Here is a 16,013-nt window from a genome sequence, read left to right on the forward strand (position 1 = left end):
CTTGCGGGTATTGCTGATCAAGACCTCCTCCCTGGGCGATGTGGTCCACACCCTGCCGGCATTGACCGACGCCGCGCGAGCGATCCCTGGCATCCGGTTCGACTGGGTGGTGGAAGAAGGTTTCGCCGAGATTCCCACCTGGCACCCGGCCGTGGGCAAGGTCATACCGGTGGCGATTCGGCGCTGGCGCAAGAACCTCTGGCAAACCATCAAGAGCGGCGAGTGGCGAGGCTTCAAGCAGAGCCTGCGGGCGCAAAAGTACGACCTGGTCATCGATGCCCAGGGCCTGCTCAAGAGCGCCTGGCTGACCCGTTACGTCAAGGCTCCGGTGGCCGGCCTGGACAAGCAATCGGCCCGTGAACCCCTGGCCGCGCGGTTCTATTCCCGTCGGTTGGCGGTGGCTCGCGGTCAGCATGCGGTGGAGCGGGTGCGGCAGTTGTTCGCGCTGGCGCTGGGGTATGACCTGCCCCAGACCCTGGGCAACTATGGCCTGAACGTCGACAAGCTGGTGGAATTGCCGCGCCAGTACCCCTACGTGGTGTTCCTGCATGGCACGACCTGGGAGTCCAAGCACTGGCCGGAGCTTTATTGGCGCCAGCTCGCCGAGCGCATGGGGCAGCTCGGCGTGGTGGTGAAGTTGCCGTGGGGCAGCCCCCTGGAAAAGGCCCGGGCCGAGCGCATCGCCAAAGGGCTGCGCAACGCCCAGGTGTTGCCGAAGCTGAACCTGGGCGCTGTGGGCAAGGTGCTGGCCGGCGCTCAGGCTTGCGTGGCCGTGGACACCGGGCTGGGCCACCTGGCCGCGGCGCTGGACGTGCCGACCATTTCCCTGCTCGGCCCCACCAACCCGGTACTCACCGGTGCCTACGGCAAGGGCCAGGTCCACCTTGCCAGTGATTTTCCTTGTGCACCCTGCATGCAGAAACAATGCACCTATCCGCCGACCGCCGAAGATGCCCGGCGGTTTGACCTGAAACGCGAGCAGCCCCTGTGCTTCACGCGTCTGAACCCCGAGCGTGTCGCCAGCCACCTGAGCACGTTATTGGCTGAGGAATCACGCTGATGCAATTGGCTTTTGTCCTGTACAAGTACTTCCCTTTCGGTGGCCTGCAGCGTGACTTCATGCGCATTGCCCTGGAGTGCCAGCGACGCGGTCACCAGATCCGTGTCTACACGCTGATTTGGGAAGGAGACGTGCCGCCCGGTTTCGAGGTGCTGGTGGCGCCGGTCAAGGCGCTGTTCAATCACCGCCGTAACGAGAAGCTCAGTGCGTGGATGGAGGCCGACCTGGCCAAGCGCCCGGTGGACCGTTTGATCGGCTTCAACAAAATGCCCGGCCTGGACGTGTACTACGCCGCCGACGGTTGTTTCGAAGACAAGGCGCAGAACCTGCGCAACTCGCTGTACCGGCGCTGGGGCCGCTACCGGCATTTCGCCGAGTACGAGCGGGCCGTGTTCGCCAAGGATGCGAAAACCGATGTGCTGATGATTTCCGAAGTCCAGCAGCCGCTGTTCATCAAGCACTACGGCACACCGCTGGAACGCTTTCACCTGCTGCCACCGGGCATCGCCCAGGATCGCCGACGGCCCGCCGATGCCGATGACATACGCGCCGCGTTCCGTGCCGAATTCGAACTGGCTGACGACGAGCTGTTGCTGGTGCAGATCGGCTCCGGGTTCAAGACCAAGGGCGTGGATCGCAGCCTCAAGGCCCTGGCCGCGTTGCCGGCGGAACTGAAAAAACGCACCCGATTGTTTGTAATCGGCCAGGACGACCCCAAGGTATTCCAACTGCAGAGCGCCGCGTTGGGTCTGGGCGACAACGTGCGGTTCCTCAAGGGCCGCAGTGACATCCCGCGTTTCCTGTTAGGGGCCGATCTGTTGATCCACCCGGCGTACAACGAGAACACCGGCACCGTGCTGTTGGAAGCGTTGGTGGCCGGTTTGCCGGTGCTGGTCAGCGCGGTGTGCGGGTACGCTCATTACATTGCCGAGGCCGATTGCGGCCTGGTGCTGGACGAGCCGTTCGAACAGGCCCAGCTCACCGAGTACCTGCAGCGGATGCTGAGCGACGCCGAGGCGCGGGCTGCCTGGAGCCGCAACGGCCTGGCTTTCGCCGAAACGGCGGACCTCTACAGCATGCCGCAGCACGCGGCCGACGTGATTCTGGCGGAGCACGCACAATGAAAGTGATGTTGGCCGAACCGTTCAAGAGCCTTTGGGCCGGACGCGATGCGTTCGCCGAAGTCGAAGCGCTCAAGGGCGAGGTCTATCGCGAACTGGAAGCCCGGCGCACCTTGCGCACGGAGGTGGACGGTCGCGGCTTTTTCGTGAAGATCCACCGGGGAATCGGTTGGGGCGAAATCTTCAAGAACCTGCTGACTGCCAAATTGCCGGTCCTGGGGGCGGGGCAGGAGTGGAAAGCCATCCAGCGCTTGCAGGAAGTCGGTGTACCCACCATGACGGCCGTGGCCTATGGCGAAAAAAGCAGCAACCCGGCAGACCAGCACTCTTTCATTGTCACCGAGGAGCTGGCGCCTACCATCAGCCTCGAAGATTTCAGCATCGACTGGGTCAGGCAGCCGCCGCAACCGGCACTCAAGCGGGCCCTGATCGCCGAGGTGGCGCGCATGACCGGCATGATGCACCGTGCCGGGGTCAACCATCGTGACTGCTACATCTGCCATTTCCTGCTGCACACCGACAAACCGGTCACGGCTGCGGATCTCAAGCTGTCGGTGATCGACCTGCACCGTGCCCAGACCCGCCCGGCCATCACCCGGCGCTGGCGCAACAAGGACCTGGCGGCGCTGTATTTCTCGGCGTTGGACATTGGCCTGACACAGCGTGACAAGCTGCGTTTTCTCAAAGGCTATTTCCAGCAGCCGCTGCGCCGGATCCTCGCCGAAGAAGCCACGCTGCTGCGTTGGCTCGAAGGCAAGGCCAACAAGCTCTATGCACGTAAACAACGGTACGGGGACGCGCTCTGATGTCGGGCTGGAATCTGGAACCTGCCTACGCTGAACTGGCGCGGGATTTCGGCAGCCTCGACGCGGTGTTCGCCCTGGAGGGCGAGCGCCTGACACGCGACCCGCTGTCGGAGGTGATCCGGGTACAGCGCAATGGCGTGAACTATTACGTCAAGCGTTACACCGGGGCCGGCAAGGGCCTGCGGCGCTACCTGGGCAGGCCCCGGGTCAAGTCCGAATGGCAGAACCTCAAGCGTTTCGCCAAATGGGGCATTCCCACGGCACAAGTCGTCGCCTGGGGGCTGGAACGGCATGGCGCGGCCTATGCCCGCGGCGCGATGATCACCCGTGAGCTACCCCATACCGAGGACCTTTCCGCCCTGGCCGAGCATCACGACCAGCGCCTGGCCGATCGCGCCTGGGTCGAAAAGGTGAGCCAGCAACTGGCGGGGTACACCCGGATCATGCATGAACATCGTTTCACCCATAACGATTTGAAATGGCGCAATCTGTTGGTGGACGACCAGTCGCGACTGTTCCTGATCGACTGTCCCAACGGTGATTTCTGGCGTGGTTTCTGGCTCAAGTACCGTATCACCAAAGACCTGGCATGCCTGGATAAAGTGGCCAAGTATCACCTGTCCGCCACCCAGCGCCTGCGCTTTTACCTGCAATACCGCCAGCGTGACCGGCTCGATGCGTGCGACAAGAAGCGCATCCGCCATGTAGTGAGATTTTTCGAGGGGCGTGAATGACTGATTTTCTGGCCGCCGAAGACCGGCCCTTGCTGGCGCGTCACGGCCTGGACAGCTTCGAGGCTCTGTGGGCGCGGCAGTTGGACGCCGTGGATGAACCCAATACCTCGGGCGGGGGCTGGAGCAGCGTGTTCCGGCTTGAACTGGAAGGGCAGGGCTATTACCTCAAGCGCCAGAGCAATTACCTGACTCGAACCTGGTCCCATCCCTTCGGCGAGCCGAGCTTTTCCCGGGAGTTTCGCAATATCAGCCGATATCGCGAACTGGGGATCCCGGCGCTGCAAGCAGTGTTCTACGGCCAGCGCAAGGTGGACGGCGAGGTGCGTGCGATCCTGCTGACCCGGGCGCTCGACGGCTGGGACGACCTGGATTCGTTATTGCATCGCTGGCCGGCGCTGACGGTAGCGCAACGCTGCGCCATCCTGCAGGCCTGCGGCCAATTGGCGCGGCGCCTGCACGGCATGCGTCAGGTCCATGGCTGTTTCTATCCCAAGCACATCTTCCTGCAGGCGATCGCGAACGGCTACCAGGCCCGGTTGATCGATCTGGAGAAGACTCGACCACTGCTGTTCGGCCAGCGCGACCGGGTCAAGGATCTGGAGCCCTTGCTGCGTCGCGCTCGCGCCTGGAATGACAACGACGTGCGCGAGCTACTGTCTGCCTATCTGGACCAGCCGATCGAAGGGGCACTGGTCGATAGCTGGATGAGCCGCCTTACCGCCCGGCGCAGCCACAAGGAAGCCCATTGATGCAATTGTCCGAACTGAAAGATGCCGGCCGCAGCCCGGTCCTGCCGCTGAGCCTGGAATTGGCGGACGCCGCCGGGCCGGCGCAACTGCAGCTGCTGACGCTGTTGCGAGTGTTGCCGGGGCAGCGTTATGTCGGTGCCGGTGTGTGGCGCGGCCGGCCGGTGTTGGCCAAGTTGCTGGTGGGCAGCAAGGCCGCCCGGCACTTCCAGCGAGAATTGCAGGGCGTGCGCTTGCTGGCCGAGCAGGGCTTGACCACTCCGCTATTGCTTGCCGATGGCCTGAAAGAAGGTGAGGGCGGCTGGTTGCTGTTCGAGTTGCTCGAAGAGGCCGAGAGCCTGGCGGATGCCTGGAAGCAGGTCGAGCACCTGCCCTTGCTGGCGGACGAGCAGACGGCTGTGCTGGCCGAGGCCTTGGGCGCCATTGCCCAGCTGCACAGCAAAGGCCTGTGGCAGGAAGATCTTCATCTGGACAACCTGCTGCGTCATGGCGGCAAGCTCTATCTGATCGACGGTGCCGGCATCCGCGCCGAAACCCCTGGGCAACCCTTGTCGCGACAGAAGGTGCTGGAGAACCTCGGGGTGTTCTTTGCCCAGCTACCCAAGTCCATCGAGCCGTTCAACGAGGAACTGCTGGTGCATTACCTGCTCGGTAACGCCGAGCACGCGCTGCCCATGGAAGCGCTGCAGAAACAGATCGACAAGGTGCAGGCCTGGCGCCTGAAAGATTTCCTGGAGAAGATCGGTCGCGAATGCAGCCTGTTCAGTGTGCAACGGGGACCGTTCGGCCTGCGGGCGATCCGTCGTGACGAGGAGGCAGCCATGGCACCGGTCCTGGCGCAGGCGGATGCCTTGCTTGACCAGGGACACCTGTACAAGACCGGTGGCGCGGCCAGTGTTGGCAAAGTCGAAGTGGACGGTCGTCCCCTGGTGATCAAGCGCTACAACATCAAGAATTTCGCCCACTGGCTCAAGCGCTTCTGGCGCCCCAGCCGTGCCTGGCATTCCTGGCGCGAAGGCCATCGCCTGGCCTTCCTCGGCATCGCCACGCCCAAGCCGCTGGCATTGCTGGAAAAGCGTTTCCTGTGGCTGCGTCGCGGTGCGTACCTGGTGACCGATTACCTGCCTGGGCCCGACATCATCGAGCGCTTCACACCCTACATGGAAAGCGGTGAAGCGCCGGAGCCCGAATTGCTGGCGCTGGACCGTCTGTTCGCCGACCTGATCCGCGAGCGCATCAGCCACGGCGACCTCAAGGGTCACAACCTGTTCTGGCAGCACGACCGCTGGGCGCTGATCGACCTGGACTCGATGTGCCAGCACCGCACCCACGCCAGCTTCGCCCCGGCCTACGCACGTGACCGGGCCCGGTTCATGCGCAACTGGCCTGAGGGCAGCGCCTTGTACCGGGTGATTGACCAGCGGTTGCCCAGAACAATCGATAGCGCCTCGTCCTAGCGAGCAGCGTACGCCGGCAGTCGGATGCAGTCCTGGTGGCGAGGGGATTCCCGTTGAGTCGCGCCGCGACCCCAAACCCGTTGAGCGCAACCAGGCCGCCGATTTTGGGACTGCTTCGCAGCCAGGCCGATGGATCCCCTCCCCACAAGTCCCAGGCGCCGGCTTGCCGTGGCCCCTCCGAACAGTGCGTCCCAGGCTTGCCACTCACCGCTAGAGGCTTAGGATCGCTTTTAAGCTATAATCCCGCCCTTTAGCTGCCCCGCGCCCCGGCACGTGGCACATCATTTTTTCGCGGCGCTTGGCGCCCACATGCAGACATAAGAGGCTAGACCCCTGTGGCATTGACGATTCTTGGCCTGTCCGGCGCCCTTAGCCATGATCCTTCCGCAGCGCTGTACATAGACGGCAAGCTGATCGCGGCGGCCGAGGAAGAGCGCTTCGTACGCGATAAACATGCAAAGAACCGCATGCCCTACGAGTCGGCGAAGTTCTGCCTGGAGCAGGCCGGCATCAAGCCTTCCGACGTCGATGTGGTGGCGATTCCATTCGCCCCGATCAGCCTGTTCGGCGAGGCTCGCTGGCATTACGCCAAGCGTTACTGGTACGCCCCGGACCGCGCCCTCGACGCGATTCTGATGGGGAACCGCCGCTACAAGCGCTATCGCCGCAAGATCGTCTGGTGCCTGGAGCAACTGGGCTTCGACCCGAAGAAAATCAAGATCGAGCCGGTCGAGCACCACCTGGCCCACGCCTCCAGCGCCTATCACTGCTCAGGCTTCCAGGAAAAGACCGCGATCCTGGGCATCGACGGCAAGGGTGAGTACGCCACGACCTTTTTCGGCTACGGCGAAAACGGCAAGATCCACAAGATCAAGGAATTCTACGATCCGGACTCCTTGGGCGGCCTGTACGGCGCCATTACCGAGTTCCTCGGGTTCGAGATGCTCGATGGCGAATTCAAGGTCATGGGCATGGCGCCCTATGGCGACGCCAGCAAGTACGATTTCTCGCGCCTGGCCTCGTTCGAGAATGGCGAGCTGGTGATCAACACCGACTACGCCAACGTGATCGGCCTGCGTCGCTACAAAGAGAAGGGCAAGGGCTTCTACTTCTCGCCGAAGCTGATCGAATGGCTCGGTCCGAAACGTGAAGGCGACATCGCCGACGAGCCGTACATTCACTACGCGGCCAGTATGCAGGCGCTGTTCGAGAAGCTCGCGCTGCAGATGATCGATCACTACCTGGGCGACATACTCAAGGAAACCGGCAAGCTGGCGTTCGCCGGCGGCTGCGCCTTGAACGTCAAGCTGAACCAGAAGATCATCGCCCGCGACGACGTCAAGGAACTGTTCGTGCAACCGGCCTCCGGCGACGCCGGCACCGCAGTGGGGGCGGCAGCCTATGTGTCCCACGCTCGCGGCGTACCGGTGGAGAAGATGGAGCATGTCTACCTCGGCCCAGCCTACAGCAACGAAGACGTGATCGCCGCGTGTGCCCGTCATCCAAGCAGACCGGCGTGGCGCAAGATCGACAACACGCCCGAGCGCATCGCCCGGATCATGGTCGACGGCAATCCGGTGGCCTGGTTCCAGGGGCGCATGGAGTTCGGTCCGCGTGCCCTGGGTGGTCGCTCGATCATCGGTTGCCCGAGCGCCACTGGCGTGGCCGATCGCATCAATGAGCAGATCAAGTTCCGCGAGCGCTGGAGGCCCTTCTGCCCTTCGATGCTCGACACCGTCGCGCCGCAGATGATCAAGGTCGATCACCCCGCGCCGTTCATGACCTTCACTTTCGAAGTGGCCGAGGAATGGAAGACCCGCGTACCGGAAGTCGTCCATGAGGACGGTACGTCCCGTGCCCAGGTGCTCAAGCGCGAATACAACCCGCGCTACTACGACATGATGAAGGCTCTGGAAGTGCTGACGGGCAATGGCGTGTCCTTGAACACTTCGCTCAACCGTCGTGGCGAACCGATGATCTGCTCGCCCACCGATGCGCTGAACATGTTCTATGGTTCCGACCTGCAGTACCTGATCATGGAAGACATCCTGGTGGTCAAAGACGGCGTGGACGCTTATGACACGCTCGGCTGAGCGACATGTGCTGCAGTTCTGCCACGGTTATGACGGGCCGTTCCTCGACTGTGCCCGTCAATACGCCAGTCTGTTCGCCGGCACTGGCTATCGCGTGACCACGGTGTTCCTCACCGGCGCTGCCGACGCCGAGGTCGCCGCCGGCTGTGCCTCGGACGAAGTGCTGTTCATGGAATACAGCTCCAGTGCCGTGCGCGGCCTGAAGCTGGGCGCCATCGCCGATCTGCGCAGGATCGCCGCCTCACGCAATTTCAGTTTCTGCATTGCCCACCGCTTCAAGCCAATCTATATCGCCCTGCTGGGCACCCGTCTGCCGGTGATAGGCGTGCACCATGCCTTTGGGGACTATCAGCGGCGGACCCGCCGGCTGTTCGCCCATGTCTACCGCAAGCGCCTGAGCTTGCTTGGCGTCTCTGATGCAGTGCGCGACGACCTGCGTCGCTGTCTGCCGAAATGGCCGGCCAGCCGGATCCAGACCCTCTACAACCGTATTGACCTCGACGCGACGCAGGCCAGCCTGCTTTCCCGGGATGAGGCGCGGCAGACCCTCGGGCTGGATTCGAACGCCTGGATCATCGGCAATGTCGGCCGCCTGCACCCGGACAAGGACCAGGCTACGCTATTGCGAGGTTTCGCCGCGGCGCTGGCGCATCTGCCTGGCAACAGCCAGCTGGCGATTCTCGGCAAGGGGCGCCTGGAGAAAGACCTTCGAGAGCTGTCCCTGGAACTGGGCATTGCCGACCGTGTGCTGTTTCTCGGTCAGGTGCCCGAGGCGCGTCGCTATTTTCGCGCCTTCGATGTGTTTGCCCTGAGTTCCGATCACGAACCGTTCGGCATGGTATTGCTCGAAGCCATGGCCGCCGGCGTGCCATTGCTGGCCACGGCCTGCGGCGGGGCGAAGGAGGTGGTCGAGGGCGTGGGCATCCTGTTCCCGCTGGGTGACGCCGAGCATATGGCCCAGGGGCTGCAGCACCTGGCGGCCATGGACGATCTGCAGCGTCGTCAATGCGCCGAACTGATGCTCGACCGCTTGCGTGAACGCTTCTCGGATCGCGCCGTACGCGAGGCTTTCTGGCGTCTGCCACAAGTGACCGAACTGGCGCCGGGGGCCTGATGTTCAATCGATTTCAAGGCTGGCGCGAACGCGGTTGGACAGCCGTAGACGCTTCGGTCTATGCCCAGGCCTGGCAACGTTTTGGTGGCAGCGTGGCAACCCATCCCATGGTGGTGGAGCGCCTCGCGGCCCTGGCTGGCATCCCCGTGCGATACCTGGCCTATGAGCAGCAGGGTGAGCTCAAGGCGGCGATTCCCACCTGGGGGCGCGACCTGGCGTTGTCCAAGGACGTGCTCAAGCGCAGCGGCAAGAAAGGCCTGTTCGACCTGGGCAATGCCGAGCTGATCCTGCCGGCGGCGCCCGATGCCCTGGCACCGTTGCGTCATCGTGGACGTTACCTGTCGGCCCTCAACGAAGGACGTTTCAGTGGCTTGAAGCCACAAAAAGAACAGCTGGCCATGGCCCGCACGCCGGAAGAACTGTCGAAGAAGTTTCGCTATAACCAGCGTCGCGAGTTGCGTTTGCTGGAAGAGGCTGGTGGTGTGGTTAGGCCGGTCGAAGCGTTCTCCAGCGACGAGCTGGCCGCGATCTACTGTGATCTGTTCCTGCGTCGCTGGGGCTTTGCGGCCACCGGAGCCGAGCGCATGGGCGAAGTGATCGAATTGCTGCGCGAACTGCTCATCGGTTCGGTGATTTTGCTCAACGATGCGCCGATTGCCATTCAACTGGTGTATCGCGTCGAAGCGCCTGAATGGATCAGCGTCGAGTACATCAACGGCGGTGTCGACCCGCAGACCCGTGAGTTCAGCCCTGGCAGTGTCTTGAGCTTCCTCAATACCCAAGGGGCCTGGGAGCATGCCCGTGCCCTCGGCAAGCCGATGCGTTTCTCTTTCGGCCGGGCAGACCGGGAATATAAGGACCGTTGGTGCAACCCCGTGCCGGTGTTCAGCGTATGAACCTGCCCTTGAGTCGCAAGCAGCAATTGCTCAAGCGCCACCGTCGCAACAAGCGCGTCGTGCTGTTGCTCGCCCTCATGGTGCTGGTCCTGTCGGGTGTGCTGGTCGCCTGGTGGTTGCCATTGTTGCTCGCGGTCCTGGGCTGGATGGCCCATGAGGCATGGTTCGCCGACCATCTGTTCTATTCGCCTCGGGAGGACTATCTGTACAGCTTCCCGCCGTTCACCCAGCAGCCCAAGGTGCATCTCGATGCCGGGCGGTTGCGATTGGACGAGGGGGTGATGCTGGATGAAGGGGCGACGTTGATCCTGTCGCTACGGGTCAAGAGTACTTGGTTGGGGCGCTTCATCGATCCGGTCGTCGTATTGTCGGGCGGTGAGTATTCGGATCGGCAGACTTTCGAGCGCGGGGTCAACGGCGTGCGCTACCTCAACCTCAGTGAGCAAGGGGCCGCGCTGACCGCTGGCGAGCTGCGCTTGCGGGGGCGCTTCTGCCGCTTGCTGGGGGGGGCGACCTTATGGTCCTTCGCACCCGTGGACATGCGCCATCAAAGGGTGATGGTCATCGCCCCCCATGCCGACGATGCGGAATTGGCCGCGTACGGCTTGTACAGCCAGGCTGACGAAGCCTGGGTCGTGACGCTGACCGCTGGCGAGATAGAAGCCGAACACTATCAACGGATGGGGCTGGACCGCATCGAGGCGGCTCGGCTCAAGGGACGCCTGCGTGCCTGGGACAGCATCGCGGTGCCGCGCTGGGCCGGGGTGCCGGAAACACATTGTGTGCAACTGGGATACTTCTGCCTGCAATTGGCGGCGATGCAAGCGACGCCCGGCCAGCCGCAAGGGTCGCGCGAGGCGGACCTGAGTGATACCCGGCTGTTTCGTCAGATGAACCCGTTTGCCTTGCCTGGCGATGTCGATGGGGCACCGACCTGGAACAACCTGCTGGCCGATCTGCGCGAGCTGATCCTCAAGGCTCGCCCCGACGTCATCGTGCTGCCGCATCCAACCCTGGACCCGCACCCCGATCACCTCTGCGCCCATCAGGCCGTCCTGCAAGCCCTCGAAGGCTTGGAGTGGCAGCCCGCAACGCTGCTGGGTTATGCCAACCACCTGCATGACAATGACCGCTGGCCAATGGGCAATGCAGGGGAGGGGGTCGCCTTGCCGCCGTTTTTCGATCCGGATCGGTCGATGCAGCCCCTGAGCCTGCCTCTGTCATTGAGGGGGCAGCGGGACAAGGCCATGGCGCTGGGGATGATGCACGACTTGCAACCGTCTGCGCCATTGAAGCGCCGAGTGAGGCGATTGATACAGCGCTTTATGGCGGGTAGAGTTATTCCCGTTTATGGTGAGAACGAATTTTTCCGCAAGGCGGTCAGGCGTCACGAACTTTTTTGGTTGTTGAAACCTTCTGAAGCGAAAATAAAACATAAATGACGCATAACAGGCCCTGGCGTCTTCGTCCTTAGTGAAGGTGAGTTGTTTTGATCAATCCCTGCCCGCGCATTCTTTTTATCATTCCTTACTTCGGCCGTTGGCCTTACTGGATGCCATTGTTCCTTGAGAGCTGTCGGCGTAACGCTGATATCGATTGGCTGTTATTCAGCGATTGTGGCGTGCCGGAAAATCTTCCGCCAAACGTGACGGTAGAAAGCATGACGTTCGCAGCCTATTGCCAGTTGGTTTCCCGGAAACTGGATATCGATTTCAGGCCTGCCGAGCCTTATAAATTGTGCGATATCAAGCCCGCCCTTGGTTACATCCATGTCGACCGCCTCGACGGCTATGATTTCTGGGCTTTTGGCGATATTGACCTGATATATGGCAACCTCCGGCAATACTTCACCGCTGAGCGCCTGGCCCGGTATGACCTGTTTTCAACCCATGAGCGACGTGTCGCTGGGCATTTGTGCCTGATGCGCAACACTGCACGCAAGCGTGAAGTGTTCAAGCTGATGAAGAACTGGAAAGAGCGTTTTACCGACGACGAACATCACGCCTTGGACGAGGGGGCGTTCAGCCGCATTTTCCTGTGGCGAAAGAATTTTCCCAAGCCGCTGTTTTCCCTGGTCGGAAAATTCAATCCATGGCGTCGAAGCAGCGAGTTCATCGAAGCGTTCAGTACGCCGGGCGGTTGCATAAAGTGGCACGACGGTTCGCAAGACTTCCCTCATCGCTGGTACTGGCGCGACGGCTGCCTCACCAATGATCGAGATGGGGAGCGTGCTTTTCCTTATTTTCATTTTGTTTCCTGGAAGCACAATGAATGGTCGGTATTGCCTGTCCCCGATACTGCATCGATCAAACAACTGGCGGCGACATCCTCTTGGGAGATCGATGCGACAGGTTTTCATCAGGGAAAGTTATGAGTCAGCGTTTGAAATGGATGCAGTCGAGCTGTTTTGAAATATTAAGCAACATATTTTCCTTGGTCCGATAGGAAGACGATGAAAGTTCTATTCCTGGTGCAGAAAGAACAACGGGCCATTCTTGATCGGCTTTATGAAGGTGTCGCCGCCCATTGCGAATGTGACCTGCGTTGGCTCGACAGTGGTGAACAGCGCAATCTGCGGGGCTATTTCAGGCGCCATGTGGACGTGTCGCGTTACGACCGGATCGTCTTTTTCCTGCGCTTCAAGCAGGAGATCCGCCAGGCCGGATTCATCCGTACGGTCCCCAACCTGGTGATCCTCGAACACGATGCCTACCAGAACTATATTGCGTGCAAATACACTGGAAAATTCAGTGCTCATTACCGCCGCCTGCCTTGGGCACGGGTGATCAGTTCCGGCTTCACGGTCGCCGAGCGTCTGCGCGGGGAAGGTTTCGATGCGGTATTCGTGCCCAAGGGCTACGATCAATCCTTGTTGCAGGATCAGGGGCGCGAGCGGGATATCGAGTTGGCTTTTGTCGGCAGCACCAACAGCGTTGCCTACAGTGGCCGCAAGGCTCTGCTGGACGAGTTGGGGCGCGTCGAGCCGCTGGTGGTGACCCGCACCAAGTCGGGCGAAGAATATTGCGAGACGCTCAATCGTATCCGCTTTTTCGTCAGCGCCGATGTGGGCATGGGGGAGTTCATGATCAAGAACTTCGAAGCCATGGCCTGTGGCTGCGTGCTGCTGGCGTTCGACCAGGGCGCCGATGAGGCCCGGGCGTTGGGCCTGCAGGACATGCAGAACGTCGTGTTGTATCGCGACATCCCGCAGCTTCAGGAAAAGCTCGCCCAGCTTCGTGCCGATCCCGCAATGGCGCAGGGTATCGCGCGCAACGGCCAGAAACTGGCGCTGGAGCAGTTCAGTTTTGCACGCATAGGCCAGAAGATTGTCGAGGCGCTGGAACCGCCGTTGCGGCCTCGTGCGCCGTTGAGCCTGCTTGAAAAACTACGCCTGAGGCTGGGCGTTTGACAGGAATCGTTCGGCTGCCCGATGCGGGGTAGCGTTTAACTAAATGGTATTTCAGGTGCAATTTTCCGAAGAGAGTGACATTACCCTGGTGGTAACCAGTTGCGGTCGGCTCGATCTGCTCAAGCGGACTCTGGAGAGCTTCGACCGTTTCAATACCGCGCCTATCCGGGAAGTCTTCATCACCGAGGATGCCGGCGATGAAGGGGTACATGAGGTCATTCCGGCGCATTGGAAAGATCACTGCACAGTTTTCGTCAACAGGCCGAAGCTGGGACAACTGGCCTCGATCGACCTGGCCTATGGGCACGTCAAGACCCCTTATATCTTTCACTGCGAGGACGACTGGGAATTCTATCGCCCGGCCTTCGTGGAAGATTCGCGTGCCATTCTCGAGCAGCGTCCCGATATTCTCCAGGTGTGGTTGCGCAACTATGTTTACGATTTGTGCGTACACAGCCCTTACATACACCTGGGGGAGCGTGAAGTCATCGCTGGAGTGGCCTGTTACCCGTTGATCTCCGACAAGCCTGAATGGCAGAGCTTTTCGCTCAATCCTGGGCTACGACGGCTGAAGGAGTATCGCTTGTGTGCCCCGTTTGCCGGCTTCGGAGGCGAAAAAGCCCTGTCGCTTCGCTATGCACAGCTGAACTTGACGGCGGTCACGCTGGAAGGAGATGCTGTTTTGCATACTGGTTTCGGGGATCACGTCGAAGTACCTGTGGAACGTCAGCGCAAGGCACGCCGCAGGCGCCGCGAGCAGATCAAGCTGGCTCTGGTTCTGTTGCTCGGAGTCTGCATTGGCTGGCTCATCAATTTTTAAATGCCCGGCAGCACGAATCCCGGAACGCGATGAAAGGTTTGCTGCTCAATGAGCATTATTAACGTCATGTGGGCGGGCGGTTCGCCGTTCGCTTCGGTACACAAAGTCCATCACCAGATCCTCTCGCAGCTTGAACCTGCGATGCCGGTCAAGACATGGTTCTTGCAGGGCGCGGGCGTGGCCTGTCAGGTCAACATGGGGCAGGCGCTGGAGTGGCGTCTCTCGTCGGCCCGTCTGAAGGGGCGACATGTCTGGCGGTTATTCAAGCCCTTGATGCGTAAGCGATTCCGACAGGCACTGCTCGACAGCGATGCTCGCGTCGTGCTGCTGGACGGTCTGGGTGTCGCCCGGACCTTGTTGCCTGTCCTTGAGGGCATGCCACACATACAGGTGGTGGTGATTTTCCACGGTGCGACGCGGATAAAAGCTGAAAGTCGTGAGCTGCTGCGTGGCTTCCCTGCTTCACGCCTGGCGCTGGTGGCGGTTTCCCAGACCCTTGCGACCGCGTTGCAGGACGCGCTAGGTCTCCCTGTGACGGTGCTGCGCAGCGCATTCGACCCGGCGGCTTTCCAGCACGCACTCATCCCGCGCCAGGAAGCCCGTATCCGCTTGGGCTTGCCTTCTGGCGGTCTGCGGGTATTTGGAGCCGTTGGACGCCTGGTGGACGACAAGGGCTTCGCCTGCCTGCTGGAGGCGTTTGCCCTTGCAGCGGCAAACCAGCCTGATTGGCGCCTGGTCATTGTCGGTGAAGGGCCGCGGCGCGAGGCGCTTCAGGCGCGGATCGCCCAACCGGATCTACGAGGGAAAGTGTTGCTGACGGGGCATCTGGATGATGTCGCAACGCTTTACAAGGCGTTTGACTGGGTGGTGATCCCCTCCCTCGAGGAAGGGCTCGGGCTGATCCTGCAAGAGGCGGTCATGGCCGGTATTCCGGTGCTCAGCAGCCAGCTGGCGGTGTTTCGCGAGCAACTGGGCGATGCGGGGCGGTACGCTCCGGCGAACGATATCAACGCCTGGAGCGAGGCACTTCTCCAGACTTCACAGGGTTCGGCAGAAGCGGTCGCGGCGGCTCAATATCAAGCGCTGGCACCTGACCAGGCTTGGCTGAGCTTCAGCCAGACCGCGCGGCAACTGGTTTCAGGCAGGCAGTAGCGCTTCTTCCAGCGCCTGCATCGGAAAGCTCTCGTTCAGGTTCTCGCGGGCAATATAACGAGCGAAATGCTGCAAATTGCGGCGCGTCAGATGCCGCGGCAAGGGCGCGCGCAAAAAGCGCATATCGGCCACATCGATCAGGCCCAGTTCGTTTTCCGGAGTGACGACGATGTTACCCAGGTGCAGCGAGCGGAAGTAGATACCGCTGGCGTGCAGCCTGCGGATCATTTCGATCAGTTGCGGAAGCGCTTGCTGCCAACTGAAATTTTCCTGATTCGATATTTGACGCAGGGTTTTTCCAGGAAGCGGCCGATACAGTACGGCGGTCATGCCGGGGCTTGGCAATTTATAGAAAGCCAGTACGTCGAGGGTCGGTATGCCAAGCTCTCGCAAGCGAGCCGCGTTTCGGATGAACCGTACCGAATAAGGCCGTAGAAGAGCCGAAGAAAAAAGCCGCTTGCGGCGAAATAACTTAAGGATGTTGCCATCCTGCAACAGATAGACTTTTGGGCCGGAGCTGTCGGCCTCCAGAATGCTGGCGCCTTCAATCAGTTGATTCAAAGCGGCTTGGGGAAGCCGTGTGGATTGCATCGTAGGGAAACCTT

The 16,013-nt window shown here is 61.3% G+C and carries 15 protein-coding genes; 14 read left to right on the forward strand and 1 reads right to left on the reverse strand.

The window, feature by feature from the left end:
• Window position 1 precedes the first annotated feature (1 nt).
• The 14 genes from waaC (at window position 2) to BLP99_RS14325 (ending at window position 15,408) form a co-directional block, all read left to right on the forward strand.
• Entirely contained in the window at window positions 2-1,060 is a 1,059-nt protein-coding gene (gene waaC, locus BLP99_RS14260; protein WP_072398553.1) for a lipopolysaccharide heptosyltransferase I, read from the forward strand.
• Complete coding sequence (locus BLP99_RS14265; protein ID WP_072398552.1) at window positions 1,060-2,184, forward strand: glycosyltransferase family 4 protein; 1,125 nt, start codon at window positions 1,060-1,062, stop codon at window positions 2,182-2,184. The genes waaC and BLP99_RS14265 overlap by 1 nt, the downstream gene beginning before the upstream one ends.
• The gene (gene rfaP / locus BLP99_RS14270; protein ID WP_092180611.1) at window positions 2,181-2,987 is read left to right on the forward strand and encodes a lipopolysaccharide core heptose(I) kinase RfaP; all 807 of its coding nucleotides are present in this window, start codon (window positions 2,181-2,183) and stop codon (window positions 2,985-2,987) included. Before BLP99_RS14265 ends, rfaP begins: the two co-directional genes overlap by 4 nt.
• Entirely contained in the window at window positions 2,987-3,721 is a 735-nt protein-coding gene (locus BLP99_RS14275) for a lipopolysaccharide kinase InaA family protein (protein ID WP_072398550.1), read from the forward strand. The genes rfaP and BLP99_RS14275 overlap by 1 nt, the downstream gene beginning before the upstream one ends.
• Window positions 3,718-4,470, forward strand: coding sequence for a lipopolysaccharide kinase InaA family protein (locus BLP99_RS14280; RefSeq protein WP_072458646.1), 753 nt, complete (start codon window positions 3,718-3,720; stop codon window positions 4,468-4,470). Before BLP99_RS14275 ends, BLP99_RS14280 begins: the two co-directional genes overlap by 4 nt.
• Window positions 4,470-5,924, forward strand: coding sequence for a lipopolysaccharide kinase InaA family protein (locus BLP99_RS14285; RefSeq protein ID WP_072398548.1), 1,455 nt, complete (start codon window positions 4,470-4,472; stop codon window positions 5,922-5,924). The genes BLP99_RS14280 and BLP99_RS14285 overlap by 1 nt, the downstream gene beginning before the upstream one ends.
• A 335-nt stretch (window positions 5,925-6,259) precedes the next feature.
• The gene (locus tag BLP99_RS14290) at window positions 6,260-8,017 is read left to right on the forward strand and encodes a carbamoyltransferase family protein (protein WP_072432168.1); all 1,758 of its coding nucleotides are present in this window, start codon (window positions 6,260-6,262) and stop codon (window positions 8,015-8,017) included.
• Window positions 8,001-9,131 carry a glycosyltransferase gene (locus tag BLP99_RS14295; RefSeq protein ID WP_076405687.1) on the forward strand — a complete coding sequence of 377 codons (1,131 nt, stop codon included), beginning with the start codon at window positions 8,001-8,003 and terminating at the stop codon, window positions 9,129-9,131. Before BLP99_RS14290 ends, BLP99_RS14295 begins: the two co-directional genes overlap by 17 nt.
• Window positions 9,131-10,027: an antimicrobial resistance protein Mig-14 gene (locus BLP99_RS14300; protein WP_072398545.1), complete on the forward strand. Its 897-nt coding sequence runs from the start codon at window positions 9,131-9,133 to the stop codon at window positions 10,025-10,027. Before BLP99_RS14295 ends, BLP99_RS14300 begins: the two co-directional genes overlap by 1 nt.
• An 8-nt stretch (window positions 10,028-10,035) precedes the next feature.
• Window positions 10,036-11,469, forward strand: coding sequence for a PIG-L deacetylase family protein (locus tag BLP99_RS14305; RefSeq protein WP_092180703.1), 1,434 nt, complete (start codon window positions 10,036-10,038; stop codon window positions 11,467-11,469).
• A 47-nt stretch (window positions 11,470-11,516) separates the two neighbouring features.
• Window positions 11,517-12,401 (forward strand): DUF6625 family protein, encoded by an 885-nt coding sequence (locus BLP99_RS14310; RefSeq protein WP_072398544.1) that lies wholly within the window; start codon window positions 11,517-11,519, stop codon window positions 12,399-12,401.
• Between the two features lie 78 nt (window positions 12,402-12,479).
• A complete protein-coding gene (locus tag BLP99_RS14315) occupies window positions 12,480-13,436 on the forward strand; it encodes a glycosyltransferase family protein (RefSeq protein WP_072398543.1) in 957 nt (318 codons plus the stop codon).
• A 55-nt stretch (window positions 13,437-13,491) separates the two neighbouring features.
• The gene (locus BLP99_RS14320; protein WP_076407323.1) at window positions 13,492-14,256 is read left to right on the forward strand and encodes a glycosyltransferase family protein; all 765 of its coding nucleotides are present in this window, start codon (window positions 13,492-13,494) and stop codon (window positions 14,254-14,256) included.
• Window positions 14,257-14,304: 48 nt separating this feature from the next.
• Window positions 14,305-15,408 carry a glycosyltransferase gene (locus BLP99_RS14325; RefSeq protein ID WP_072458644.1) on the forward strand — a complete coding sequence of 368 codons (1,104 nt, stop codon included), beginning with the start codon at window positions 14,305-14,307 and terminating at the stop codon, window positions 15,406-15,408.
• On the opposite strand, the gene BLP99_RS14330 is transcribed toward BLP99_RS14325, so the two are convergent.
• Window positions 15,394-15,999 carry a lipopolysaccharide kinase InaA family protein gene (locus BLP99_RS14330; protein WP_072398541.1) on the reverse strand — a complete coding sequence of 202 codons (606 nt, stop codon included), beginning with the start codon at window positions 15,997-15,999 and terminating at the stop codon, window positions 15,394-15,396. The two genes, BLP99_RS14325 and BLP99_RS14330, sit on opposite strands and share 15 nt — an antisense overlap.
• Window positions 16,000-16,013 lie beyond the last annotated feature (14 nt).

Source organism: Pseudomonas sp. NFACC32-1 (genome assembly GCF_900101215.1).
In the GTDB taxonomy this organism is placed as follows: domain Bacteria; phylum Pseudomonadota; class Gammaproteobacteria; order Pseudomonadales; family Pseudomonadaceae; genus Aquipseudomonas.

Excerpts from the sequence above, each read along its gene's own strand:
- BLP99_RS14265 (WP_072398552.1), top strand. The coding sequence starts at position 1,060 with ATGCAATTGGCTTTTGTCCTGTACAAGTACTTCCCTTTCGGTGGCCTG.
- rfaP (WP_092180611.1), top strand. The coding sequence starts at position 2,181 with ATGAAAGTGATGTTGGCCGAACCGTTCAAGAGCCTTTGGGCCGGACGC.
- BLP99_RS14275 (WP_072398550.1), top strand. The coding sequence starts at position 2,987 with ATGTCGGGCTGGAATCTGGAACCTGCCTACGCTGAACTGGCGCGGGAT.
- BLP99_RS14280 (WP_072458646.1), top strand. The coding sequence starts at position 3,718 with ATGACTGATTTTCTGGCCGCCGAAGACCGGCCCTTGCTGGCGCGTCAC.
- BLP99_RS14285 (WP_072398548.1), top strand. The coding sequence starts at position 4,470 with ATGCAATTGTCCGAACTGAAAGATGCCGGCCGCAGCCCGGTCCTGCCG.
- BLP99_RS14295 (WP_076405687.1), top strand. The coding sequence starts at position 8,001 with ATGACACGCTCGGCTGAGCGACATGTGCTGCAGTTCTGCCACGGTTAT.
- BLP99_RS14300 (WP_072398545.1), top strand. The coding sequence starts at position 9,131 with ATGTTCAATCGATTTCAAGGCTGGCGCGAACGCGGTTGGACAGCCGTA.
- BLP99_RS14315 (WP_072398543.1), top strand. The coding sequence starts at position 12,480 with ATGAAAGTTCTATTCCTGGTGCAGAAAGAACAACGGGCCATTCTTGAT.
- BLP99_RS14325 (WP_072458644.1), top strand. The coding sequence starts at position 14,305 with ATGAGCATTATTAACGTCATGTGGGCGGGCGGTTCGCCGTTCGCTTCG.
- BLP99_RS14330 (WP_072398541.1), bottom strand. The coding sequence starts at position 15,999 with ATGCAATCCACACGGCTTCCCCAAGCCGCTTTGAATCAACTGATTGAA.